General features: G+C 53.3%; 29 protein-coding genes. 19 read left to right on the forward strand and 10 right to left on the reverse strand.

Going from position 1 to position 23,774, the window contains the following annotated elements:
• Window position 1 precedes the first annotated feature (1 nt).
• The 8 genes from leuB (at window position 2) to AB1763_08510 (ending at window position 5,519) form a co-directional block, all read left to right on the forward strand.
• Window positions 2-1,078, forward strand: a complete 1,077-nt coding sequence (gene leuB, locus AB1763_08475; protein MEW5832858.1) for a 3-isopropylmalate dehydrogenase — start codon at window positions 2-4, stop codon at window positions 1,076-1,078.
• The gene (locus AB1763_08480; GenBank protein ID MEW5832859.1) at window positions 1,066-1,314 is read left to right on the forward strand and encodes a tetratricopeptide repeat protein; all 249 of its coding nucleotides are present in this window, start codon (window positions 1,066-1,068) and stop codon (window positions 1,312-1,314) included. The genes leuB and AB1763_08480 overlap by 13 nt, the downstream gene beginning before the upstream one ends.
• Complete coding sequence (locus tag AB1763_08485) at window positions 1,305-1,655, forward strand: hypothetical protein (GenBank protein ID MEW5832860.1); 351 nt, start codon at window positions 1,305-1,307, stop codon at window positions 1,653-1,655. Before AB1763_08480 ends, AB1763_08485 begins: the two co-directional genes overlap by 10 nt.
• 24 nt (window positions 1,656-1,679) lie before the next feature.
• A complete protein-coding gene (purU, locus tag AB1763_08490) occupies window positions 1,680-2,519 on the forward strand; it encodes a formyltetrahydrofolate deformylase (protein MEW5832861.1) in 840 nt (279 codons plus the stop codon).
• Window positions 2,520-2,990, forward strand: a complete 471-nt coding sequence (locus AB1763_08495) for a tRNA (cytidine(34)-2'-O)-methyltransferase (GenBank protein ID MEW5832862.1) — start codon at window positions 2,520-2,522, stop codon at window positions 2,988-2,990. It begins immediately after the preceding gene.
• The gene (locus AB1763_08500; GenBank protein MEW5832863.1) at window positions 2,990-3,136 is read left to right on the forward strand and encodes a hypothetical protein; all 147 of its coding nucleotides are present in this window, start codon (window positions 2,990-2,992) and stop codon (window positions 3,134-3,136) included. The genes AB1763_08495 and AB1763_08500 overlap by 1 nt, the downstream gene beginning before the upstream one ends.
• A 244-nt stretch (window positions 3,137-3,380) precedes the next feature.
• Window positions 3,381-4,040, forward strand: coding sequence for a LexA family transcriptional regulator (locus AB1763_08505; GenBank protein ID MEW5832864.1), 660 nt, complete (start codon window positions 3,381-3,383; stop codon window positions 4,038-4,040).
• A 12-nt stretch (window positions 4,041-4,052) separates the two neighbouring features.
• Window positions 4,053-5,519, forward strand: coding sequence for an SH3 domain-containing protein (locus AB1763_08510; protein ID MEW5832865.1), 1,467 nt, complete (start codon window positions 4,053-4,055; stop codon window positions 5,517-5,519).
• 1 nt (window position 5,520) lies between these two features.
• Here AB1763_08510 and AB1763_08515 read toward each other — a convergent pair whose 3' ends face one another.
• Window positions 5,521-5,826 carry a hypothetical protein gene (locus tag AB1763_08515; GenBank protein MEW5832866.1) on the reverse strand — a complete coding sequence of 102 codons (306 nt, stop codon included), beginning with the start codon at window positions 5,824-5,826 and terminating at the stop codon, window positions 5,521-5,523.
• 120 nt (window positions 5,827-5,946) lie between these two features.
• Entirely contained in the window at window positions 5,947-7,143 is a 1,197-nt protein-coding gene (locus AB1763_08520) for a tetrahydrodipicolinate N-succinyltransferase N-terminal domain-containing protein (GenBank protein MEW5832867.1), read from the reverse strand.
• Between the two features lie 112 nt (window positions 7,144-7,255).
• On the opposite strand from AB1763_08520, the gene AB1763_08525 reads away from it, so the two are divergent.
• Both AB1763_08525 and htpX read left to right on the forward strand, forming a co-directional pair.
• The gene (locus tag AB1763_08525) at window positions 7,256-7,741 is read left to right on the forward strand and encodes an ankyrin repeat domain-containing protein (GenBank protein MEW5832868.1); all 486 of its coding nucleotides are present in this window, start codon (window positions 7,256-7,258) and stop codon (window positions 7,739-7,741) included.
• Window positions 7,728-8,624, forward strand: coding sequence for a zinc metalloprotease HtpX (gene htpX / locus AB1763_08530; protein MEW5832869.1), 897 nt, complete (start codon window positions 7,728-7,730; stop codon window positions 8,622-8,624). Before AB1763_08525 ends, htpX begins: the two co-directional genes overlap by 14 nt.
• Here the strand turns inward: htpX and AB1763_08535 are convergent.
• From AB1763_08535 to AB1763_08560, 6 genes are all read right to left on the reverse strand, one after another.
• On the reverse strand, window positions 8,615-8,761 hold the full coding sequence (locus AB1763_08535; GenBank protein MEW5832870.1) for a hypothetical protein: 147 nt from the start codon (window positions 8,759-8,761) through the stop codon (window positions 8,615-8,617). The two genes, htpX and AB1763_08535, sit on opposite strands and share 10 nt — an antisense overlap.
• A 79-nt stretch (window positions 8,762-8,840) precedes the next feature.
• A complete protein-coding gene (locus AB1763_08540) occupies window positions 8,841-9,581 on the reverse strand; it encodes a molybdopterin-binding protein (protein MEW5832871.1) in 741 nt (246 codons plus the stop codon).
• A gap of 45 nt (window positions 9,582-9,626) precedes the next feature.
• Window positions 9,627-10,274 (reverse strand): adenylate kinase, encoded by a 648-nt coding sequence (gene adk / locus AB1763_08545; GenBank protein MEW5832872.1) that lies wholly within the window; start codon window positions 10,272-10,274, stop codon window positions 9,627-9,629.
• Between the two features lie 16 nt (window positions 10,275-10,290).
• Window positions 10,291-10,863 carry an adenylate kinase gene (locus tag AB1763_08550; protein ID MEW5832873.1) on the reverse strand — a complete coding sequence of 191 codons (573 nt, stop codon included), beginning with the start codon at window positions 10,861-10,863 and terminating at the stop codon, window positions 10,291-10,293.
• Window positions 10,864-10,866: 3 nt separating this feature from the next.
• Complete coding sequence (aspS, locus tag AB1763_08555; protein MEW5832874.1) at window positions 10,867-12,621, reverse strand: aspartate--tRNA ligase; 1,755 nt, start codon at window positions 12,619-12,621, stop codon at window positions 10,867-10,869.
• 103 nt (window positions 12,622-12,724) lie between these two features.
• Window positions 12,725-13,120 (reverse strand): P-II family nitrogen regulator, encoded by a 396-nt coding sequence (locus AB1763_08560; GenBank protein MEW5832875.1) that lies wholly within the window; start codon window positions 13,118-13,120, stop codon window positions 12,725-12,727.
• 230 nt (window positions 13,121-13,350) lie between these two features.
• Here AB1763_08560 and AB1763_08565 point away from each other — a divergent pair, with 230 nt between their 5' ends.
• From AB1763_08565 to AB1763_08585, 5 genes are all read left to right on the forward strand, one after another.
• Window positions 13,351-14,328, forward strand: coding sequence for an iron-sulfur cluster assembly scaffold protein (locus AB1763_08565; protein ID MEW5832876.1), 978 nt, complete (start codon window positions 13,351-13,353; stop codon window positions 14,326-14,328).
• Window positions 14,328-15,449, forward strand: coding sequence for an aldo/keto reductase (locus AB1763_08570; GenBank protein ID MEW5832877.1), 1,122 nt, complete (start codon window positions 14,328-14,330; stop codon window positions 15,447-15,449). Before AB1763_08565 ends, AB1763_08570 begins: the two co-directional genes overlap by 1 nt.
• On the forward strand, window positions 15,439-17,091 hold the full coding sequence (locus AB1763_08575; protein ID MEW5832878.1) for an FAD-dependent oxidoreductase: 1,653 nt from the start codon (window positions 15,439-15,441) through the stop codon (window positions 17,089-17,091). The genes AB1763_08570 and AB1763_08575 overlap by 11 nt, the downstream gene beginning before the upstream one ends.
• A gap of 64 nt (window positions 17,092-17,155) precedes the next feature.
• A complete protein-coding gene (nifT, locus tag AB1763_08580) occupies window positions 17,156-17,368 on the forward strand; it encodes a putative nitrogen fixation protein NifT (GenBank protein MEW5832879.1) in 213 nt (70 codons plus the stop codon).
• A 146-nt stretch (window positions 17,369-17,514) separates the two neighbouring features.
• On the forward strand, window positions 17,515-18,489 hold the full coding sequence (locus AB1763_08585) for a diguanylate cyclase (GenBank protein MEW5832880.1): 975 nt from the start codon (window positions 17,515-17,517) through the stop codon (window positions 18,487-18,489).
• 3 nt (window positions 18,490-18,492) lie between these two features.
• Here the strand turns inward: AB1763_08585 and AB1763_08590 are convergent, their stop codons facing one another.
• Window positions 18,493-20,106, reverse strand: coding sequence for a sigma 54-interacting transcriptional regulator (locus AB1763_08590; protein ID MEW5832881.1), 1,614 nt, complete (start codon window positions 20,104-20,106; stop codon window positions 18,493-18,495).
• Window positions 20,107-20,238: 132 nt separating this feature from the next.
• On the opposite strand from AB1763_08590, the gene AB1763_08595 reads away from it, so the two are divergent.
• The 4 genes from AB1763_08595 (at window position 20,239) to AB1763_08610 (ending at window position 22,639) form a co-directional block, all read left to right on the forward strand.
• Window positions 20,239-20,787, forward strand: a complete 549-nt coding sequence (locus tag AB1763_08595) for a redoxin family protein (GenBank protein MEW5832882.1) — start codon at window positions 20,239-20,241, stop codon at window positions 20,785-20,787.
• 106 nt (window positions 20,788-20,893) lie between these two features.
• Window positions 20,894-21,991: an alanine dehydrogenase gene (ald, locus tag AB1763_08600; protein MEW5832883.1), complete on the forward strand. Its 1,098-nt coding sequence runs from the start codon at window positions 20,894-20,896 to the stop codon at window positions 21,989-21,991.
• Between the two features lie 61 nt (window positions 21,992-22,052).
• Entirely contained in the window at window positions 22,053-22,382 is a 330-nt protein-coding gene (locus tag AB1763_08605) for a nitrogen fixation protein NifQ (GenBank protein MEW5832884.1), read from the forward strand.
• Complete coding sequence (locus tag AB1763_08610) at window positions 22,382-22,639, forward strand: hypothetical protein (GenBank protein MEW5832885.1); 258 nt, start codon at window positions 22,382-22,384, stop codon at window positions 22,637-22,639. The genes AB1763_08605 and AB1763_08610 overlap by 1 nt, the downstream gene beginning before the upstream one ends.
• Window positions 22,640-22,656: 17 nt before the next feature.
• Here the strand turns inward: AB1763_08610 and AB1763_08615 are convergent, their stop codons facing one another.
• Window positions 22,657-23,751, reverse strand: a complete 1,095-nt coding sequence (locus AB1763_08615) for a hypothetical protein (GenBank protein MEW5832886.1) — start codon at window positions 23,749-23,751, stop codon at window positions 22,657-22,659.
• Window positions 23,752-23,774: the final 23 nt, after the last annotated feature.

The raw sequence follows: 23,774 nt of genomic DNA on the forward strand, positions 1-23,774 counted from the left end.
AATGAAGTCATACAATATCGCGCTTATCAAAGGGGACGGAATCGGTCCCGAAATTATCGACGAAGCGGTTAAAGTCCTAGATGCCGTCGCCGTATGCGAAAACATCGAGTTCAACTATCGCGAAGTACTGATGGGGGGATGCGCCTACGACGTGACGGGCGATCCGCTTCCACAGGAGACGATCGATGTCTCACTCTCCAGTGATGCCGTCTTGTTCGGGGCCATCGGAGGACAGAAATGGGATAGCCTTCCCCGTGAAAAACGCCCCGAAAGCGGCCTTCTACGCTTCCGTAAAGAGCTGGGCGTGTTTGCCAACCTCCGTCCCGCCACTGTGTACGACGAACTGGTCAATGCCAGTTCCCTCAAACCCGAGATCGTGAAAGGGGTCGATTTGATGGTCGTCCGCGAACTGATCGGGGGGATCTATTTCGGCGAACCCAAAGGGCGTGACGAAAACCGGGGATGGAATACGATGGTGTATACCCGTCCCGAAATCGAGCGGATCGCCCACGTCGCGTTCAAAATCGCGATGGAACGCTCCAAAAAAGTTTGTTCGGTGGATAAAGCCAACGTCCTTGACGTCAGCCAGCTCTGGCGCGAGGTGGTCGAAGAGGTTGCCAAAGAGTATCCCGAAGTCGAACTTTCCCACATGTACGTCGATAATGCCGCGATGCAGCTGATCCGCGATCCTAGACAGTTCGACGTCATTTTGACGGGCAATATTTTCGGGGACATTCTCAGCGACGAAGCGAGCATGCTTTCCGGCTCCATCGGCTTGCTCCCTTCGGCTTCGGTGGGGGCAAAAATCGGGGTCTACGAACCGATCCACGGCTCGGCTCCCGATATTGCGGGGCAGGGGATAGCCAACCCGATCGCGACGATCGCGAGTGCCGCGATGATGCTGCGTTACGCATTGAATGAAAACGCCGCGGCCGACCGTATCGATTACGGTATCAAACAGGCACTTGCGCAGGGCTATCGTACGAAAGACCTGGCAGGTTTTGACGCCAAAGAGATCTGCTCTACCAGCGAGATGGGTTCCATCATCGCGAATTTTGCGGCCAAATGCAAACGCTGACGCTCGCGAACATTTACGAGCTTCAGGGGCTCAAAGAAGATGCCCTTGAAATTTACAAAGAGATTTTAAAAAAAGATCCCGGCAATTCCGACGCGAAAATCGCGATACGCCGCCTTTCGGGGATGCGCAAGAAATTTCTCGGGGTCAACGGCGAAATGAAATCTTTTTTCGTCCAGATGGACGAAGAGGCCGAATTTATCCAGTTTGAAAGGTGGCTGCTCAAAGCATGGAACTAAAAGACGTCATACTCTCCACATTAGCCGAGATCGAAGAGCTCTCCGGAGTTCCGGAAACGCCCGAAGAAGCAGTCGAACCGTACAAAGAAGAGGCAACGCCCGCCACACCCGCCAAAACGGTTTCAGCACCGGAGCCATCGGTTATCGCCGCGGCATCTTCTCCGCGCGAAGACGAAGCCCGCTGGCTCGAAGGGATCCGTGAACGGCTCCTGGTTCTTTTCGAGGGGTTCCAGTCGCCGAACAACGTACAGATCGAGGCCAAAGTGGATCTGACGCTCAATTTTCTCGAATATCTTCTCGCCACCATCGACAACCGTTTGGACAATCTCAAACAACCCTAATTTTCTGCCCAGAGGACAGCATCCATGAATCAGCAATACCGCGTATTAATCCACTGCAATGACGAAAAAGGGCTGGTTTATAAAGTTTCGAGCATCTTTTTCCATCGCCAACTGAACATTATTTCCAATAACGAATTCGTCGACAAAGCCCAAAACAAATTTTTCATGCGCAGCGTCGTCGCCGGGGAAATCGATCCGGTCGCGCTTCAAAACGAGCTGGCTTCGGCGCTCCCTTCGCACGCACACGTCGACGTCATCGCTCCGCGTAAAAAACGGATCGTTTTGATGGCGACCAAAGAATCCCATGCCCTTGGGGATATTCTCATCCGATACGAAGCTGGAGAACTGGACGCCCGGATCGTCGGGGTTGTTTCCAATTACGATCTGCTCGAACCGCTCGTCTCCAAATTCGGCATACCGTTTTATACCGTTTCGCATGAAGGGTGCGACCGAGACGAACACGAACGGCGTGTACTCTCGCAGCTCGCGGCATTCGGCGACATCGATTACATCGTATTGGCCAAATACATGCGGATCCTGACCCCCCGTTTCGTCGAGGCGTACGAAGACAAGATCATTAACATCCACCACTCATTTCTGCCTGCGTTTATCGGTGCGAATCCTTACAAACAGGCGTACGAACGCGGGGTTAAAATCATCGGGGCCACGGCCCATTTCGTCAACAACAATCTCGATGAAGGGCCTATTATCGCGCAGGATGTCATTCACGTCAACCATGCCTACGGTTGGGAAGAGATGCAGCGTGCCGGTCGGGATGTCGAGAAAATCGTTCTCTCCCGCGCGCTGAAACTGGCACTTGAAGACCGTATTTTCGTCCACGCCAACAAAACGATTATTTTCTAAATGTTCAATATCGTCCTTGTTACCCCGCAGATCCCCAACAACACGGGCGCCATTGGACGCCTGTGCGTCAACACCGCTTCAACCCTCCATCTCGTCAAACCGCTGGGATTCGATATCAGTGAAAAGGCACTTCGCCGGGCCGGGATGGATTACTGGCACAAACTTGATCTCAAAGTCTGGGAATCGCTCGATGAATTTTTGGAAGCGCATCCCGAGCGCGATCGGTTTTTCCTCGCGACGACGAAAACCGATCGCCCTTATTTCGACATCCAGTTCCTGCCGGGAGATTATTTGATATTCGGAAGCGAAACTTCGGGGCTGCCGTCTGAGATGCTGGAATCTTTTCGGGAACAGACCCTGACCATTCCGATGGCGAAAGAGGGGAGAAGCCTGAACCTGGCGATCAGTTCGGGTATCATATTATACGAAGCGATCAAACAGAATTTTGACGCGTACACGGAGCTGATGTAATGATGCAAATCCTCGACACCCTTATGGTGACTTTGTTCGTCCTTTTCTTGATCTACATTTTTCGGGGCTACCATCTTTCACGTCTTGAGCGAGACGAACAAAACGAAAAATCGCAAGGGGGCGAAGAGGGCGAGGGGAGCGATTGAACTTCACTCCGTTTTAAAAAAGCTTTTCCGCCCAGATCCCCATCTGCATTTCGAAACGATCCATCCAGCCGCTTGCTTTACGAATAACCTGTGCCATGAAAGTTCCTTTAAATCGGATTTATATAGCAAAATAGTATAAAAAAGAAAAATATCGCTTTTAAAATATTTCATTTTGTCATATTATTTAAAAAAAGATGGCATAATTCCTAGAATATCGTATCAATTACGATAAAAGGATATCGTCATGAAAACGTTTAATGAAATCGTCGAAACGATCAAAGACATCGTCTCTTCCGAATTTCCCGATAAAAAGGTTTTTGACAAAGACATCGCCGAGTTGCTCGAGATTTCGCAGATGAACTTTGCGACCATGAAAAAGCGCAACAAGATCCCATTTAACGAGCTGCTCGATTTCTGCGCCAAACGTTCGATCGCGATCAACTGGCTTCTCTACAACCAGTCCCCCGAAAGCCTGATCGAACCGACGAACCGTTTTTATATGGTCCGTTATTTTTCTTCGGTCAACGCTTCGGCCGGCGGGGGAGCCGAAAACGACGAACTCGATTTCGAGCCGCTCATGCTGGAAGAAAATTTCGTTATGTCGCTCGGCGGAGAAGGGGAGCTGCGTCATATCGAAGCGATCAACGTAACGGGCGATTCGATGGAGCCCTCTTTCAGTTATAACGATATCGTGTTCATCAACCGTTCCAAAACCGACGTCAGCCGGGGCGGTATCTTTACGATTCGTACCGAACACGGCCTTTTTATCAAAAGGATACAAGTTCGTCTTGATGGAAAACTCGATATTATTTCGGATAATAAAGACTATCCCACCTACGTCGCCCGCCGTGACGAAGTCGAAATCATCGGCAGAGTCGTCGGGCGTTTCGGAGGGGTGGAATAAAGCGGAGAGACGATGAAATCGACATTCTGGATCGGCGGTATGATTTTCGTACTCGGAGGGTGCAGTACCCACACCGTCGCTCCTGAATCGGTCCCCGAAAAGCCTCTGCCCAAGGCCAAGACCGAACTTCCTCCCGCCCCTGTGGATACTCCGTATTGTTGTACGCTTCCGCAGGAACTTGACGTGACGCTTCCCCAACTCGGCCCCAAAATCAACGACCTGGAGCGGTTTGAACAATCGATTCTCCCTTACGTCGAACAAAACGGGATCGACCGGGAAGATTTTTTCGAGATTCAAAAAGGATTCGAAAAAGCCTATTATTCCCCATGGACCTACAGTGCCCCTCCGGCGAGTGCGCAGGAAGCTTCCTGGCCTTTACGCGCGTTTCGCGGAGGATACGGCAGCAATTTGCGCCCGCTTCCGCCTTCTTGGTTCAAAGAGATCGAAATGCAGGCCGATTTTGCCGCCTACGGCTCACTCAACCGCAAGGGAATCGCACTAAAATGGCTGGATCTCCGGGCGCTTCCGACCGACAAACCGCTCTATCGCAACCCTTCGCAACCGGGCGAAGGGTATCCGTTCGACATGCTCCAAAACAGCAGTGTCAACTATCACGAACCGCTCTACATCTCGCACACTTCGATTGACGGTGCCTGGACCTATGTTTTTACCAACAGTGCATCGGGATGGGTTAAATCCGAAGGTGTGGCCGCGATCGACGATGCCGCGGCAGAGACCATGCGTAAACAGGAAAAACTCTTCATAATGGAAGATAACGTCCCTCTCTATGACAGTATGAACCGGTTTGTCGCCTATTCCCGGATCGGCATGGTACTGCCGCTCGAAAAAGAACAGCAAAACGAATATTACGCGATGGCATACGACTCGAGCGGGTCGTTCAAATCGCTCTCAATCCCCAAGCCTGCCGCTCGAATCGGTATTTCGAAAATCAACAAAGCCGATCTGGCCCGGTTGGGGGAACAGATGCTTAAAAACACTTACGGATGGGGAGGGATGTTCGGAGAAAGAGACTGCTCGTCGATGATCCGTGACATGTATACCCCCTTTGGGATCTGGCTCCCCCGGAATTCCGCTTCGCAGGCGCGCAGAGGGGAAGTTATTTCCTTCGAAGGGCTTTCGAACGACGAAAAACTTTCGCTCATCAAAACAAAAGGGATCCCTTTTGAGACGATCGTCTATCTCAAGGGACATGTCCTCCTTTATGTCGGAACGTATCAGGATAATGTGTTGATGATGCACAACGTATGGGGTATCCGGACGATCGACAAATCAGGGAACAAAGGGCGCCGAGTCGTCGGCAAAGCGGTTATCAGTACGTTAGACCTGGGAAGTGAACTGGAAGAATTCGATCCGGAGAACCGACTGCTCAGCCGCGCCTCCAGTATGAACATTTTTACTCAAGTACCCATTACTCTCTCCAAAGAGGGCAAAGGGGCGAAAAAAAAGAAAGCGCTCTGATTTATGCTTTGATATCGAGCAAAGATCCTCTCATCTCATCCTGCGCACGGATGGAGCGGGCATTGGCTTCGCTTACGTTCTGGATTGTGACCTGATCGGTAAGTTCTTTGGACAGATCGGTCTGTGACCGCTGGCTTCCGTTGTCGGTTGCGACAGACGTATTGGCTTTTGTCCCGCCGTTTTGCGTTTCGCTGATCGTCGTTTCGCGAGGTACATACTGATCGGTATTGACGTTTGCGACGTTTTGCGCGTTGTTGTTCATGTAAGTCTGATTCGACATCATGGACGAAACGTTTGAGCTTATCATGGAAAGCTCCTTTTCATTCAGATAATGAAAGTATAAGTCCGGTCGCCTTAAACGGTTCTAGGGGCAAAAAATTAGATGTGGAATAGAATTTCCCCGATACGGGGAAACGGCAAAAAGCGGTTAGTGGAGCTCGGCGTTGAGTTTGACTTCACGGGTAGAGCGGCGGATGAGAAGTTGGCCCGTTGTAGAGTCCTGACGGTAATGGATGCCGTTGAGCCCCACCAGGTCTTTCCCTTTGAACGAAGTGCCTTCCAGTTTTGCGGAGGGGTTGGCTTCGTTGATTTTGGCAAGTTCACCAGGAGTGACCGCAAATTTCGTTCCGGCCAGTACCGCAATGCCCGCGTCGACGATACACCCGTCACCCAAAGCGATTCCCGTAACCGAGTTGGCTCCCAGCAGGGTATTTTTGCCGATGGTGACGGGGATGCCGTCGGTACCGCTGAGGACGCCAAGGATCGACGCGCCGCCTCCGACGTCTGAACCGTCACCGACGACGGCGGAGCTGGAGATGCGCCCCTCAACCATACTCACACCGGTAGTACCGGCGTTGAAATTGACGTAACTGGCTCCCGGCATAATCGTTGTTCCCGGATGCAGCTGTGCGCCGAAACGAACTTTTGAATCATCCAGAATACGGGTGTTGTTGGCCGGGATGATATGCTGCAGGAAACGGGGAAATTTGTCGACGAAATCGATTTTGGGATACTCGTTGGCGAATTTGAGTTCGATTTCGTTGGCACGGAGCCATTCGAGTTCGATCGGCTGTCCTTCGGACCATGCAACGTTGTGCAGGGCGCCGAATGCACCGTTAAGGTTGATCGAGCGCAACGGAACTTTTGCCAGCGAAAGGGCATAGAGCTTGAGATACGTCCCCTCTACGCTGGTGCATGCCGCGTCGTTGAAAAGAAGAACAAGGCGGAATTCACCGTCGCGCATGCCGTTTTCCTTGACCAGCGAATACAGGGTTGAAACGACCTGGATGTTTTTATGGGCGTCGCCGTAAGCCTCGTCGGCGTACGGGGTAAACGCGTTCAGACACCCTTCCAGGAATTTCAGGGTTACGGGGACGATCACTTCGTCCGCACTGAAATCGATCTCGAATCCCTGCTCCCGGGCGTTTTTGATGAAAATGGCCGCACTTCCGAAGTTTTCGTTCCAGTTGATATGAGGGTAGGTCGCCTGAAGGACTTTGTCACTGTCGAGCTGACCCAAATCGACGCGGCAAATTCCGAATGCAAGGGGATTTTTGTATCCCGGTGCGCCTTGAATTTCCTGTACGCACGCTTTGAATGCCGCTTCTGTCTCTAAAACTTCCATATTGTCTCACTTTTGGCAAAATTAATGGGGAATTTTAGCATAAGAGACTAGACTTCAGTTGAATCTTGCGTGTTATACTGCTGATTAATTTTACGGATGCAAAGCGAAACGAATGGAACAGTGGATCGAACTTTTAAAGGCCAACAATTATCTCGGGGTCAAACAGTATCTCAAAAACGGCGCCAATCCCAACGATGAGGAAGAAAACGGGGAATCGGTGATCTGTTTTGCGATGCGGTACCACTGCGACGAAGAGATCATCGCACTGCTGGCGGACAGCGGGGCCGATCTGTTTCATACCGATCACGAAGGGGTGAGCGTCTTCGACGTTGCGGTCACCTACAACAATATTGGGTTGATCGAACGGCTGATTCGCGAGGGATTCGACGTGAACCGTCCGACCCGTAACAGCGGCTTTACCCCGTTGATGGGAGCGGTGTGTTACGGACGCACCGAGATCATCCGCAAGTTGCTGGAGATGGGCGTAGACGTCAGCGCGCGTGACCGTCACGGGCTGAGTGCGCTCGATTTTGCCCGTAAAATGCATAAAAAATCGATTTTAGCCCTATTGGAAGGAGGCTTGAATGGAACAGATTAAGACTTTTTTGCTTCTGGGAAGCCTGAGCGTTCTGCTGGTATTCGTCGGCGGATATCTCGGAGGGCAGGGAGGCATGCTGATTGCCTTGCTGATCGCCGGAGGTATGAATTTTTACGCCTATTATTTTTCCGATACGATGATTCTCAAGCATTACCATGCCCAAGAAGTGGATCCAAGAGAAGCACCGATGCTTTACCGCGTCGTGGAGCGGCTGGTCGAACGCTCCGAGATGCCGATGCCCAAAGTCTATATCATCCATGACCGTATTCCCAACGCTTTTGCCACCGGCAGAAATCCGCAAAATGCGGCAGTGGCGATCACGACGGGGCTGTTGGAGCTGCTGAACGAAGACGAGATCGAAGGGGTGATGGCGCATGAACTTTCGCATGTCGCCCACCGTGATATCCTGGTTGCGACGATCGCGGCGACGATCGCCGGAGCCGTTGCGTTTATCGCCAACATGCTGCAGTTTGGCGCCATGTTCGGCGGCCGCGACAACCGAGGGGGAAACCCGATCCTCATGCTGGTAATGGCAATTTTACTTCCGATCGCGGCGACGGTGATCCAGATGACGATCAGCCGCTCGCGCGAGTTCATGGCCGACGAAGGAGCCGCACGGCTGACGGGACACCCCGAATGGCTCCAGAGCGCGCTCGTAAAACTCTCGAATTACAATGCGCGGGGGGAAGTCCACGGCGCGACTCCGGAGAATGCCCACATGTTTATCATCAGTCCCTTCGACGGAAAAAATTTTTCATTCGCGAACCTGTTTCGCACCCACCCTACAACCGATCAACGGCTTGAAAGACTCGAAAAGCTCAAGTCGGAAATCTTGCGCCACGAAAGCGGGCGCAACAAACTCTACGAACGCCATTACGTCTGATCGCCTTCGATTTTCAGCGTAAAATGCGGTTTGAGCGGCGGTTTATGCTTCGGCCGCTTGAGAAATGTGTGCCGATAAAAAATATAGACGACCGCCATCAAACTCAACGTAGCGAGCAAATATTCCAATATACCCATGCTTTCCCCCTTTTTCGGACGCTCAGGGACTCTCTAAGCATATATCGGCATAACAAAAATATAATTTATTGTTTATTGTTTAGATTAATTCGTAATCTATTTTTTGGTTTGCGAGGAAATCGGTAAAGAGTTCAAGACAGCGGCGGCTCTCTTCTTCGTCACTCGAGGCGACCGAAATCTCGACACTGGCTTTCCCCTCTATGAGCATCGGGAGGGAAGAGAAATCGATCGACGCGGGGAGACGTTTCATCACATCGATCAGCGTGTTTTCACTCGTCTGCGCGATCAGCGTTTGACGGAAAGTCGGTGCGGAGCGCGGATAAAAGCGCTCCAGGGCTTCATTCACCATCGGATGGGACATTTCCGGAAAGCCGGGCATGAAAAAATAGCGTTCATCCAGAAAAAACCCCGACATGTTGTTGACGACGTTGTGCAGCAGACCGGCACCGCACGGAAGATCGGCCATATGGATCCGGTGTGGATACGCGGCATCCCCGAAACGTTCGATAATGTCCGAACGGAACCGCTCGTGAGGGTAGAGTTTGCCGTCTCCAAAAACCTCTGCGGCGATGGCGCGTGTCAGGTCGTCGGGAGTCGAACCTATCCCGCCGAAGCTGAACATAACGGCATCGGGGTCGTCGCGTACCATCGTAAACGTATCACGGATGAGGCGCGAATCGTCTTTGATGGTAAGCGATGCGTACAGAACGTGGCCGCGGGCGATGAGGGCGTCGCGGACAAAGGCGAAATGTTTGTCGATGCGTCGTGCGTTGAGAATTTCAGAGCCGATGATGACGGCGTAAAAATGGGGTGTTTTCATGAAGCGATTATAACACGAGATTCCCGCAAGGCGGGAAAGGGAGGATTATTTGAGGCGGTCGAGGATCTCTTTTTCAACCGTATCGATCGGCTGTGTTCCGTCGATCGTAATGTATTTCACCGACGAATCGTCGGCACTGAGCGATTTGTAGTATCCTACAAGCGGTGCCGTTTGTTCATGGTAAACACGGAGGCGATCAAGAACCACTTCGGCTTTGTCATCGTCGCGCTGAACCAGGTCTTCGCCCGTGACGTCATCTTTGCCTTCTACTTTCGGGGGATTGTAGACGACATGGTAGGTACGGCCCGATGCGAGGTGGGCGCGACGGCCCGACATCCGTTCGACGATTACGCTGTCGGGAACGTCGATTTCAATCACCGCGTCGATGGCGACACCGGCTTCTTTGAGCGCATCCGCCTGCGGAACGGTACGGGGGAATCCGTCAAGCAAAAAACCGTTTTTGCAATCGTCTTCTTTGATCCGTTCTTTGACCAGCCCGATGATGATTTCGTCCGTGACCAGTTTACCCGCGTCCATGAACGATTTGGCCAGAACGCCGAGCTCGGTTCCCGCTTTGATCGCCGCGCGGAGCATGTCGCCCGTCGAAATCTGGGGGATGTCGAACGCTTTCGTCAAAAATTGTGCCTGAGTCCCTTTGCCGGCACCCGGCGCTCCCAAAAGAATAATTTTCATATTATTTCCTATTAAATTAGATTTTAGATTTGATGAAGGCTTCCATGTCGTCCACAATCGCGTCAATGCCGCGTTCGCCGTCGATCTTATGGAGCAGCCCTTTTGCTTCGTAGAAGCATTGGATCTCCGCAAGGGGATCGGTGTAGACTTTCATGCGGTTGTTGAACACCTTTTCATCATCGTCGGCGCCGCGAGCACGCCCGAGAACCCGATCGCGGGCAACCGCTTCGCTGACGACGACCTCGATGACGCTGATGAGTGCGATGCTGTCGTCATTGCGAAGAAACGTGTCGAGTTCGTTCATCTGCTCGTTGCTGCGCGGGTAGCCGTCAAACAAGACAACGTCGCTCGGGGCGTTTTTTATCGCTTGCGTTATCGTCTCTACGGCGATCTCGATGGGTACGATGAGCCCTTTGCTGATGAAGCTGTCGATCAGCTGACCGCGTTCCGATCCGCTGGCCACTTCGGCGCGAAGCAAATCGCCCGTCGAGTAATGAACCATTACCGCGTTATTCCGTTCCGCGATGAGCGCGGCATCCGTGGTTTTTCCCGAACCCGGAGCCCCGATGATGAGAAAGAGTTTCTTCATCGCTTATTTGGCGCTTTCACGGAGACGGATGTGGAGTTCGCGCAGTTGTGTGATCTCGACAGGGCTTGGAGCATCGGTCATGATGCACGACGCTTTCTGGGTTTTCGGAAACGCGATGACGTCACGGATCGAATCTTTTTTCGACAGAAGCATCATAAAACGGTCGAACCCGATCGCGAAACCGCCGTGCGGAGGCGCACCGAATTTAAGGGCGTCAAGGAGAAAACCGAATTTCTCCTGCGCTTCCTCTTCGCCGATTCCCAGGAGTTTGAAGATCTCTTCCTGGAGTGCCTGCTTGTGGATACGGATCGAACCGCCGCCGAGCTCCGTACCGTTGAGGACGATGTCGTAGGCGATCGATTCGATATCCTCGATGTGTTCGTGATTGAGATCACGCGGCATGGTGAAAGGGTGGTGGAGCGCTTTGACGCGTCCGTCCTCGATCTCGAACATCGGGAAATCGACGACCCAGACAAATTCGAAGCGGTCTTTGTCAATCAGGTTCATCTTTTCGTGTTCGGCGATAAAGATGCGGAAACGCCCCATGTAATCCCACACGGTTTTTTTATCCCCCGCCCCGAAGAAGACGACGTCGCCCACTTCCATACCGGTCCGTTCGACCAGAAGCTGAAGATCTTCGGGAGTAAAGAATTTTTCCAGCGGCCCTTTGAGGCCGTCTTCTTTCATCTGGAAGTAGCCCAGACCCTTGGCGCCGAATTTACGGACGAAATCTTCGAAGCTTTTCATTTCACGTTTGGAGAAGACCAGATCCGCACCCGGAACGCGAAGCGCTTTGATCCGGTTCATTTTCGGGTTGGCGGCGATGGAGGTGAAAATTTCGTTGTCGCAGCGTGCGAAGATGTCGATGACGTCGACCATTTTCAGATCGTAGCGCAGGTCGGGTTTGTCCGAGCCGTACCACTCCATCGCGTCGGCGTATTTGATGCGGTTGAAAGGGATGTGGACTTCGTGCCCGGCGGCGGCGAACATCCCTTTGATCAGTTCTTCGGCGACGCGGATGACGTCTTCTTGGTTACAGAAGCTCATCTCGACGTCGATCTGGGTGAACTCGGGCTGGCGGTCGGCACGCAAATCTTCGTCACGGAAACATTTGGCGATCTGGAAATAACGGTCGAATCCGCCGACCATCAGAAGCTGTTTGAACAGCTGCGGAGACTGGGGAAGGGCATAAAATTCCCCTTCATGGACCCGGCTGGGGACGAGGTAGTCGCGCGCCCCTTCGGGAGTCGATTTGGTGAGGATCGGCGTTTCCACTTCCAAAAAACCGAGGGAATCAAGGACGTTGCGCGCCGCGATGGCCGCTTTTGAACGCATTTTAAACGTTTCAAACGCGTTCGGATTACGCAGGTCGAGGTAGCGGTATTTGAGGCGCGTCTCTTCACCGACGGTGTTGTCCCCGATGACGAACGGCACAGGCTCAGAACGGTTTTCGATGACGAGATCGTCAACGACGACTTCGATCGACCCGGTTTTGAGGCGGGGATTGGCCAGTCCTTCGCCACGTGCACGGACGCGGCCGCGGGCGATGAGGACGAATTCGTCGCGCACTTCGCTGGCGACTTTGTGGGCGTGGGCGTTATCGGCCGGGTCGCAGACGAGCTGGATCAGCCCGCTTTTGTCGCGCAGGTCGATGAATACGATCCCCCCGTGGTCACGGTAGCTGTTGGCCCAGCCGCACAGAACGACCTCCTGGCCGATGTCGGCTTCTGATAATTCGGTACAAAAATGACTTCTCAAAACAAAGTCCTTGGTCAAAATTTTTTGCAATTATAGCGCGCTTAAACTTGCGGTTTAATAATAGTGCCGCGAATACGCAAAGTGCGTCTTGTGCGGCAGAAGATCAGCTGGAGGGGGTGTCGACGGCGGTGAAGAAGGTGTCGGTTTTCGCCGACAGGCGCGGAGTCGGCTGTGACAGGGCCGATTCGTCTTTTTCGCCCGTGCGGATCCGTTCCACTTCCAGAACCGGCGTTACCCACATCTTGCCTGCGCCGTGTCCCAAATCCTGCGTATGGGACCGGATGGCCTCCATCGCGATCTCTTTGTGCCGGTCGTCTGAAACAACGATCAGGATCATCACTTTGGGATAGAGATCGGGGGCATTGTTTTTTTCGGCGATTCCCAACGACCCTTTTCCGATAACGTCGGTGACGGTAACTCCTTCGATCAGGTTATCGAACAGTTCGCGCAGAACGTCGTTGAGACAGTGTTTGTTGAATACGGCGGTAATCTGGACCATGGCGGACCCCTTTGAAGAAAATGTTACGTCATTATATTTCGAATCGACAGCCCGATTCATCAGTCGACTGATTATTAAATAGGCAATCCTGAGGATTCGAAACACCCTAACTTTGAATCATCCTGCATACCGCGTTCCAGGCTACGGATACGACAAAAATGTCTTCTAGGAGCAAGAACACCGTTTGCAATGTCTTTTGCGATACATCGCTAAAAGCAAGGAGTAACCACATGGCACGCGACACACTGATCGGCGGAGCGTTATGGGAAGAGTATTCATCGGAAGTGCAACGGCGGATGAACGATCCGGTCAACATGGGTGAAATCACCCAGGAAGAGGCGGACAAGGCTGGAAAACAGCTCGTCATTGCCGATTTCGGTGCGGAGAGCTGCGGCGATGCGGTCCGGCTGTATTGGATGATCGATTCTTCAAACGACGTCATCGTCAAAAGCCGCTTTAAAAGTTTCGGATGCGGTACGGCTATTGCCAGTTCGGATATGATGGCGGAGCTGTGCATGGAAAAAACCGTCGACGAAGCGTTGGGCATCACGAACATCGACGTCGAAAAAGCGCTCCGCGACGATCCTGACATCCCTGCGGTTCCGGGGCAGAAAATGCACTGTTCGGTGATGGCGTACGACGTGATCAAAAAAGCGGCATCGATCTACAAAGGGGTCGACATGAGCGAGTTCGAAACCGAATTCATCGTCTGCGAATGCGCCCGCGTGAGCCTCGATACCCTCAAAGAGGTCATCCGTCTCAACAAACTCGACTCGATCGAACAGATCGTCGATTATACCAAAGCCGGCGGCTTCTGCAAATCGTGCGTCAAACCCGGCGGTCACGAGAAAAAGGATCTCTACCTCGTCGATCTGCTCGCCGAAGTGATGGAGGAACTCGAAAAAGAGGCGATCAGCAAAAAAATCAAGGAAGCCAAAGCGGACGGCGATTTCAACGCGATGAGCCTCGTACAAAAGATCAAAACGATCGAATCGATTCTCGAAGAGTACATCCGACCGACGCTGAAAGCCGACGGAGGCGACGTTGAGCTTGTAGACCTCAAAGAGGTCGAAAACGGCTATGAACTCTACATCAAATATAAAGGGGAATGTATCAGCTGTTCGATGAACACGACCACGACCCTGGCGGGGATCGAGGATATGCTCAAATTCAAACTCAAAGCCCAACTACGAGTTTTGGTGATCTGATGAACTGCGCGACCAAAGAGGGCACTTTCCGGTATATGAAGCGTTTCGGTCAATATTCGAAAGAGTTTTACCGTTTCAACGGGGAGCTCTTTTTCCCTTCGCTGGGACTGGGAACCTTCAAACCCGAGCCGTACCGGGAGGACAATTACATCATCAATTTTGCTTCGGCGATCCAGACGGCGTTGCGCAGGGGAATCAATCTGATCGATACGGCAATCAACTACCGCTATCAGATCAGCGAACGCGAAATCGCCGAAGCGCTTCATCCCATGCTCCAAACGGGTGAGATCCGTCGCGACGAGATCATCATCGCTTCCAAAGCCGGGTTTATACCGCTCGATTTCCCGTTTCCCGACAACCCCTACGGATGGATACAAGAAAAGATCGTCGACACGGGATTGGCCGGGCGCGACGAGATCATCATCGACCAGCACTGTATGAGCCCGGCCTACTTGCGCTGGAGCTGCGAGCAGTCTCTGAAGAATCTTGAAATCCCCACCATCGACATCTTTTATCTTCACAATCCCGAAACCCAGCTCGGATACGTCGACAAAGAGACGTTTTACGAGCGGATCGAGGGGGCATTCAGGGAATTCGAAGCATTGCGGTCGGAGGGGAAAATCGTCGCGTACGGCGTCGCGTCGTGGAACGGCTTTTTGTACGAGGAAGAGCATACCGAATACGTGTCGCTGGGTGCCATTGTCAACATTGCCCGCCGCGTCGGCGGGGCGGAACACGGCTTTAAATACCTCCAGGCACCTTTCAACCTCGCCAAACCCCACGCAATGGCCTACGCGAATCAGCAATGCGAAAACGGGTTCTATTATCCCCTGATGCATGCCTGCGCACACTACGGCGTCACCATGATCGCATCGTCGCCGCTGCTACAAAAAAACCTGTTCAAACGCCCTTTTGCTGCGAAAATCGGGGAACTGCTGAACACGACTCCGCTAACGGACGTTGCCGGCGCATTGCAGTTCGCCCGCAGCGCCGGAGCGATCAGTGCGGTATTCGGCGCGGTCGATCCCGCACACGTCAGCGACAATGCGATGCTTGCATATCTGGGGGCCGCATCGCCCGATGCGATGCGGAGTCTGATAAAGGATTCGTATGCTCTATGACGTCGTCGTTGTCGGAAGCGGCATTTCCGGGCTTTACGCCGCCCTTTACGCCCGACGCTCCGGACTTTCCGTAGCATTGGTCTGCAAAAGCAACCCCCTGCGCTCAAATTCGGCCGTAGCTTCCGGAGGGATCAACGCCGTTCTCCGATCGACCCGCCGCGATTCGCACCGCGAACACATCGCCGACACGCTCAGAGGGTCGGATGAACTGGGGCGGTTTTCGGTCGTCAGCTCGATGGTCCGAGGGGCGGAAGAGGTGATACGCGAACTCTCGGAGATGGGGGTGAATTTCGATCGGAACGAAGAGGGCGATATCGCGCAAAGACCGTTTGGCGGAACCAACGCATCGCGCACCTGCTACATCGCCGATAAGACGGGTGCGGCGATCACCCAGACACTGCTCGTGCAATGCCGGAAGGAAGGAGTCAGCATATTCCCCGGGCACGTCATGCTCTCGATCGCGACGTTCAAGGAAAAACTCTCCGGCGTGATCCTCCTGCGGCGGCGCGATTCCCAGGTGATCGCATTTGCCTGCAAATCGCTGGTACTTGCCGGCGGCGGATATGCCGGCATCTACCGAGGCCATTCGACCAATTCGCAAGAAGCGAGCGGGGACGCACTTGCCGTCGCGCTGCGGACCAAAATGAGGCTTGCCAACATGGAATTCGTACAGTTCCATCCAACGACACTGAACGGCACGCTCATCAGCGAAGCGGCCAGAGGGGAAGGGGCGTACATCGTCGATGAAACGGGTACACGCTTCACCGACGAACTCGCAACGCGCGACCGCCTCTCACGCGCGATTGCGGAACACCAGCGTGCCGGGCACAGCGTTTATCTCGATTTCCGCCATCTGGGCGAAGAACTGATCGACCAAAAGCTCCCCTCCGCCCGCAAACACGCCCTCAACGGCGCGGGAATCGACATCACGACCGAACTCCTTCCGATTACCCCCTCGGCGCACTACACGATGGGGGGAATCTGGAGCCGTGCCGATACATCGACCGATCTACCGGGGGTTTTTGCCTGTGGAGAGTGTGCTTACAACGGGGTCCACGGAGCCAACCGTCTCGGAGGGAACAGCCTGCTTGAAGCGGCCTATTTTGGAAGGGTGGCGGGGATAGAAGCGTCCAGGGCCGCCCGCAGAAACGAATTTCAGCCCATCGACTACGCACAGGTGGAGCGGGAATCGCGCTACATCGGAATGATACTCGAAGGGGAGAACCGTTTCAACATCAATACGATGCGGCGCAATCTTGGCAACAATCTGTACGTTAATGCGGGAATATTCCGGACGCACGACTCGTTGGCCGCCGCGCTCGAATATGTTCACTACCTGATGAAAATGTCATCAGGACTGTGTTGCGTCAATAAAGAGCGATCCGACAACGTCGAACTCCTCTCGATCCTCGAATTTCGTAACTCGCTGAGCGTCGCCGAAGCGATGGTGATGGCGGCGCTGGCGCGCGAAGAGAGCAGGGGAGCCCATTACCGCAGCGATTATCCGATCCGCGACGACAAACACTACAAAGTCGATACGATCCTGCGTCGTCTTGCGGGAACATTTCTGCGAATTACGTTCGAGGGGGCCGTATCGGCCGACTGGTGGCATCGGATACGCCGTTTTTTCCACGCACAATAAATGCATTCGAACGTTCGGTTTGCGTCCGACGCAGATTGATATTATCAAATATAAAGGAGCTGAAATGGCTAAGGTAATGCTGCGTTACGATTCAACGGGGGCGATATCGTTTTACGTCGCCAAAAAAGACATGGAAGAGACGATCGTCAAATCCGAATTCGACACGCTAGAGCGCTGGGGTGGGGAAGTTAAGCTCAGTAACGGCGAAACCTGGTACATCGAGCCCTGCGCCAAAAAATTCCCCTCCGAAGTCGTTGCCAAGCGGCTCGGGGAGTGATTTGGCGCTTCGGCCGACCCCGTTCTCATCCCCGCATCCGACAATTCCGACCGATTTCAACGTATGTTGCCAAATCTCTGATATAATGACAGCAATTCACCGATATTAACCTAATGTATTACGAAAAGAGCGTCGAAAGAGATTGTATGAACCCTGAATTCTCGGCCATTACCCCATCTACGCGAATCGGAGATCTTTTTGCCTCTTCGGCCGGTTGCCCGAGGTTCGAAGGGGATACGATCGTCCAGAATCTGCTGGAGTTTTTCGCCCGCCACGACGACGACGCGGTTATCGTCACCCGCCGCTCGGCCCATGTGGGGATCGTGACCCTCAGAGACATCGTCCGCGTTATACACGACAGCGACAATCTGGGGCTGCCGATCCGCGATTTCATGACCTCTCCCGTCGAAACTTTCGATGCCGACACCCAGATATCCGATGTCATAGAAGCGATCGAAGAGCTGCCTTACGACAAAATTGTCGCGGCCAAGGGCAAAAACGTTCTGGGGATTATCGACAAACACCGACTGATGTCGCTGTGTTACCGGCAAATCACCCCTATGGTCAAACACGACTATACAATGATCCATTCGCTGATGGGGCTTGTCGGCGAGGGCGAAAAAGGGCTGCTGAAAATGGCGACGACCGATACGCTGACCGGTATCGGCAACCGGAGGCTCTTTGAAGAGGTGTTCCAATCGCACCAAAAGCATCCTCAGTCCCAGGATTATTCCCTCTATCTGCTGTTGCTCGACGTCGACAATTTCAAAAGCATCAACGACACCTTCGGACACAATGTCGGCGATTCGGTGCTTAAGCAGCTGGCCGCTTTGATCGGCTCTTCGATCCGGAAAAGCGACACGTTCGTACGATGGGGAGGGGAAGAGTTTGCCATCTTGCAGCGTTATACCGATCCGATGGCCGTAATGAAAGTGGCCGAACAGATACGCAAAAAAATCGACGAACACAGTTTTGAGACGATCGTCCACGTGACGTGCAGTTTCGGTCTCGCATCGGTTCGCCCGCACGAAGAGCTTGAAAGCGTTTTCGAACGTGCCGATAAAGCCCTCTACCGCGCAAAATCAGACGGGAAAAACTGCGTCCGCATCGATATGGGATAAAGCTTATACCTCGATTCCGTATTGCTTGATTTTATAACCGATCTGCCGGGCGGTCATCCCCAATGAACGGGCCGCTTTGGTCTGAATTCCGTGCGAATCAATGAGGGCCTGGATGATCGATTCTTTTTCGAGTTCCTGAAGCGTCTTTTTCGTTATCGGTCCGCTGGGAAACTCTTTTGCCGGTGTCGGCGCGGCAGCAGCGGAGACCGCCGGATCGTTGTGCATGTAGAGTTTCTGATAATTGAACGGCAAAACATGGCTGAGCATTTCAGGCTGGATCTCCCCGTCCGGACAAATCAGAACGATTCTCTCCATCGTATTCTGGAGTTCGCGGATGTTTCCCGGCCAGGGATAGTCGAGCAACAGTTCCATCGCCCCTTTGCTGAAGTGCATCGTCTTGCGGTGCTCTTTCATAAATTTCTGCAGATAGTGCTCGATCAGTAGTTTGACGTCTTCGTAACGTTCCCGCAACGGGGGGAGGTTGATCGGAATGACATTCAAACGGTAAAACAGGTCTTCGCGAAATTCCCCTTTGCGTACCATCTCTTCGAGATTCCGGTTTGTCGCGGCGACGAGCCGGACGTTTGTGCGGATCGTTTTGGTGCCGCCGACCCGTTCGAACTCCTGTTCTTGCAATATACGCAGCAGTTTGACCTGGAGCGCAGGGGTAATGTCGCCGATTTCATCGAGGAACAGGGTTCCGCCGTCTGCGAGTTCGAAACGCCCCTTGCGCATCTCCCGCGCGTCGGTAAACGCCCCTTTTTCATGCCCGAAAAGCTCGCTCTCCAACAGCGTTTCGCTGATGGCGGCGCAGTTGAGCTTGATAAAGGGGCCGTTCTGGCGTCGACTGAGGTTGTGAACCGCGGTGGCGATGAGCTCTTTTCCCGTTCCCGTTTCGCCCCGGATGAGAATCGTCGCGTCGGTGGGAGCAACGGTGTTGATCATCGAAAATACCTGCTGCATCCGCGTCGAACGTCCGACAATGTTTTCGAATTTGTAATCTTTTTGCATCTCTTCTTTGTAATACGTTTTGAGTTCGCTCAGCGACTCTTTTTCTTTGGTGATGGTCTGTTGTACCTTCAGAGCACCGACAAAAAGCGACCCTACGATGGTGAGCATCCGGACGATTTCGTCGAAATTGAGGGGACTGCTTTTGCCGATGTTGGCCGAAATGACGCCGATGACCTCGTCGTCTTGCATCAGCGGTACCGCCACGTAAGAGACCATTTGGGTCGAAATATTGCCCATTTTGTTGAGATAATTGATGTTGTTGTGGATGTTTTCGATGACGATCGGTTCACGGCTTTGGGCGGCAAGCCCAGTCGCCCCTTCGCCGAACCGGTACGTTGCCATTTTTTTCTGATACGGCTCGAGGTCGATCGAAATCAGCAGTTCAAGTTCGTCGGCATCCTCTTTTTTGCGAAACAGGGCACACCGCTCGAGATAGCCATGCTGTTTGAGCCGACGCATCGCTTTTTCGACGCTTTCATGAATATCGGTCGTACTGGTCAGCATCACCGCCACTTCGTAGAGGAGATTGATCTCTTTGTATGCGAACGTGAGCGAACAGGTGTGGCACTCTTCTCGATTCGGAATATTGGCATCAAAAGTCATCATGGCGCATTCTTTTTTAGGATATGGGAAATTGTAGTACAAAAAGAAGCAACGAATCATCGTTCAAATGGATAAAAAATAGGCAGTATTTGGAATCTCTTTTGCACTCTCTTTCCAATACGATAAGGAGTACACATGCAAATCACCGTACACGGCACCCCGACGCCGCTTGAAGGAAAAGAGATGAGCCTATGGCGGGAGGCTCCTGCGGCACGCGTAACGCTTCTCGACGGGACACCGAACGTCATCGGGATGATCGCGCCGACGGCACAGCTGTTGATCGCGATTCCTTCGCTCAAAACCGAGGTATGTTCCCTTGGGGCAAAAACGTTTAACGCTCTGGTCCAACGGTTCGGCAAACTCAAAACCGTCATGGTCACCACCGACGATATCGATTTCGTCCGCGACTATGCCATGCGCGAGGGGATCGACCACGCAGAAATCGTGATCGACACGTCACGCGAGTTTGCGAAAAAGTACGGCATACTGATATCGGAGGGCAAACTCAAGGATCGGCTCGCGCGGGCCGTATTCGTCATCGACCGCGAAGGGCTCATCAGCTATATCGAAATCGTTCCCGAAATCACCGACGAAGTCGATTACGACCGCTGCATCGAAGCGGTCGAGAAAGCGGCAAACACGAAGCAAAAAGGGCATGAACACGAGAACTGGATGGGAGCCTGATCCCCGTGGCGTTTCGCTTTTGTTCCAAATGTGGTATCATTAACCAAAGCTGATTCTTTCCGTTCGTACAAACCGCCTGCGCAACTGCGGCTAGAGGGAGAAAACGATGATCATTGGGCTTCCCAAAGAGATAAAAACCGACGAATTCCGAGTTGCTCTGACCCCTTCGGGGGTGGAAGAGCTGGTCCGCAGCGGGCACAGCGTGTACGTTCAGTCCAAAGCAGGCGAGGGGAGCGGGTTCAATGACGCATCCTACGCCTCGGCGGGAGCGGTACTCCTGGACGATCCCGACCAGATATGGCGTGCCAGCGATATGATCGTCAAGGTCAAAGAACCGATCGAAGCCGAATATCCCAGGCTTCGTGAAGGGCTTATCCTCTTTACCTACCTTCACCTCGCGGCGGATCGGGTGCTGACCGAATTGCTCTGTGAGAAAAAAGTGACCGCCTACGCGTACGAGACACTTCGCAGCGGTCGGCGTCTTCCCCTCCTTGAACCGATGAGCGAAATCGCCGGTCGTATGGCGACGCTTTTTGGCAGCGTTCACCTCGGGCGTTATTACGGAGGAAAAGGGCAGCTTGTGGGCGGAGCCGTCGGAACAGCACCGGGGCGCGTCGTCGTATTCGGGGCGGGAGTAGCGGGCAAAGCGGCGGCCGATGCCGCTGCCGGTCTGGGCGCCGAAGTCGTGCTGTTTGACATCAATACCGAACGGCTGGCTTACCTGCGCGACGTCATGAGCCCCCGGGTGACGATGCATTATTCCTCCCACGACGCAATCACAAGCAGCATCAAAGAAGCCGATCTGATTATCGGCACCGTGCTGATTCCCGGAGCCAAAGCCCCGAAACTGATCACGCGCGAGATGCTGGGGCTAATCCCCAGGGGCTCCGTCCTCGTGGATGTTTCAATCGATCAGGGGGGATGTTTCGAAACCTCCCGTCCGACGACTCACTCCGATCCTACGTTTGAAGTGGAGGGGATCATCCACTACTGCGTCGCCAACATGCCGGGGATGTACCCGCATACCTCCACAAGCGCACTGACGCACGCCACGCTTCCCTACATCAAACAAATCGCCGCGACCCCGATCACCCATGTCGTCGGCAATGATGTCCTAAGCTCGGCACTCAACACTTACGACGGCTATCTGATGAACGAAGCGGTCGCACATGCCCACGGTATGAAGTACAAAGGGCACCATTAGCAGCCCCGGAGCGCGCACGAAAATTGCATTCCTTTCCGATATACCGATAAGGAGGGAAGCTATGAACGAACACGACCTCATGCGCCGGGAGATCGAAAACCACCTGAAAAAGTACGCCGCGGACGAGGAGGCCAGATACGATATCGCGCCGCTGATTGCGGCTAAATCGCTCGAAATGAACCACCTTTACCAGGACCTTGGCTTTAAAAACCGCATCGAGATGGGGCAGTTCATGTCACGTCATTTTCCCCGTCTGGCCGAAATGAAGCCCAAAGAAAAGCTCTGGAAAAAATTCCTCTACGACGCCATCGGCAAAGTAGCCCCCGCGTGTGCCGGATGCAATGACCGCGAGCACTGCTTCACCTGCCTGATCGCCGAAGCGAGCGCCTAATGCACAAGATGCCGCCAAGCGAAGAGAGACTTCGCGTCATGAAATCGATTTTTTCACTGAGCGATGAAATCGAGTACAACATCTACGAAGCCGACGATATCGCCGAATATGCACGTATGGAGGCCGATACCGTACGACGGATCATACGGGAACTCTACGACGAGGGATTTTTAGGAGAGTGCATGAGCATCGGCGACGACGGATACGAAACGTTTTACCTGAACAAAAAAGGGCGCATCTTCATCGGCATGGAATGACCCTCCCTGACTGGCCGTTAGAGCGATGAGAGGGGAGCACGACCCGCCAGAGAGGAGGGGAGTTCCCCCAGGGCGTCGTTGACGTCGGCGGGTTGAGGGAGTATTTTATCCAGCGTGTTGACGGGATCCATCAGCATTTCCCAGTTTTTGACGACGTCATGAAAATGGACCGTGCCGGTTTTTTCGGGATCGAGCGTAAAGCGGGGGTCGTCGTAGTGCTCGAACGACGTCGTGTTCTCGATTCCCGCAGAGAACGATCCTTCCGCATCGCTAAGATCAAGGCGTACGGTAACGTTCGAAACGCGCCCCGAACGATCCAGCGCAATGTCAAAATCGGTGGCGAGGACAAATCGGTCCAACACGGCGGCAATCCGTTTCTGATCGCTTAGAATCATGTAGGCCCCGTATTCTTCTTTGGTTAAAACGCCATCTTGAAATAGGCGGGTGATTGCGGCATCGCTGAAGCGGAGGAACCATCCGACCGATTCGTTATGGTCGAGTCGAACCCGTATATTCCCGCTTGCCGTGTCATAATACGCCAGTGACCCGTTCATCTCCCCGAACCCTTTGAGCGTCCCCTCCTTCAAAGCGCGGTTCATACTCCGAAACGCCGTAGCGTTGAATGCGTCCTCGGGAAAAAAGTTTTGCATCAGGGTATCGTTGAGATCGAAGCGAATCAGTTTTTTCTCATCGTCGGGCCGCATCGGGAAGAGGGTATTTAGAAACGAATTGCCGATATAGAGGACGCGTTTTTCATAGTCGGCCATCAGCGGCACCCTGAGGGAGATTTCGACGTTGTTTTGCGCGTATCGAAGATCGTACAACGCTTCGGAGCGTGCCCGTTGCATGTCTACGGAGCCCCGTGCCTGGAGGCTGATCGATCTGAGGATGCTCAGCCCTTTGTCGACGTACGCCGCCGTCTTGTCGGTTTCATCGGATTGATCGTGCGATACCGACAGTTTTGTGATTCGGGTGGAAGAGGTATAGTCGTAGCCTTGCGCGCGGAACGTTTTATCGAGAGCCGCATTAAGGGATTGATGGGGTGTGGACGTGCTGCATCCCGTAACAAATACGATGGCGAACGCCGCAGCCAGTACGGTTGGGAAACGCATGTCGCTTCCTCCTTCAAGCAAAT

This window comes from Campylobacterota bacterium, from assembly GCA_040752835.1.
Taxonomy (GTDB): domain Bacteria; phylum Campylobacterota; class Campylobacteria; order Campylobacterales; family Sulfurimonadaceae; genus Sulfuricurvum.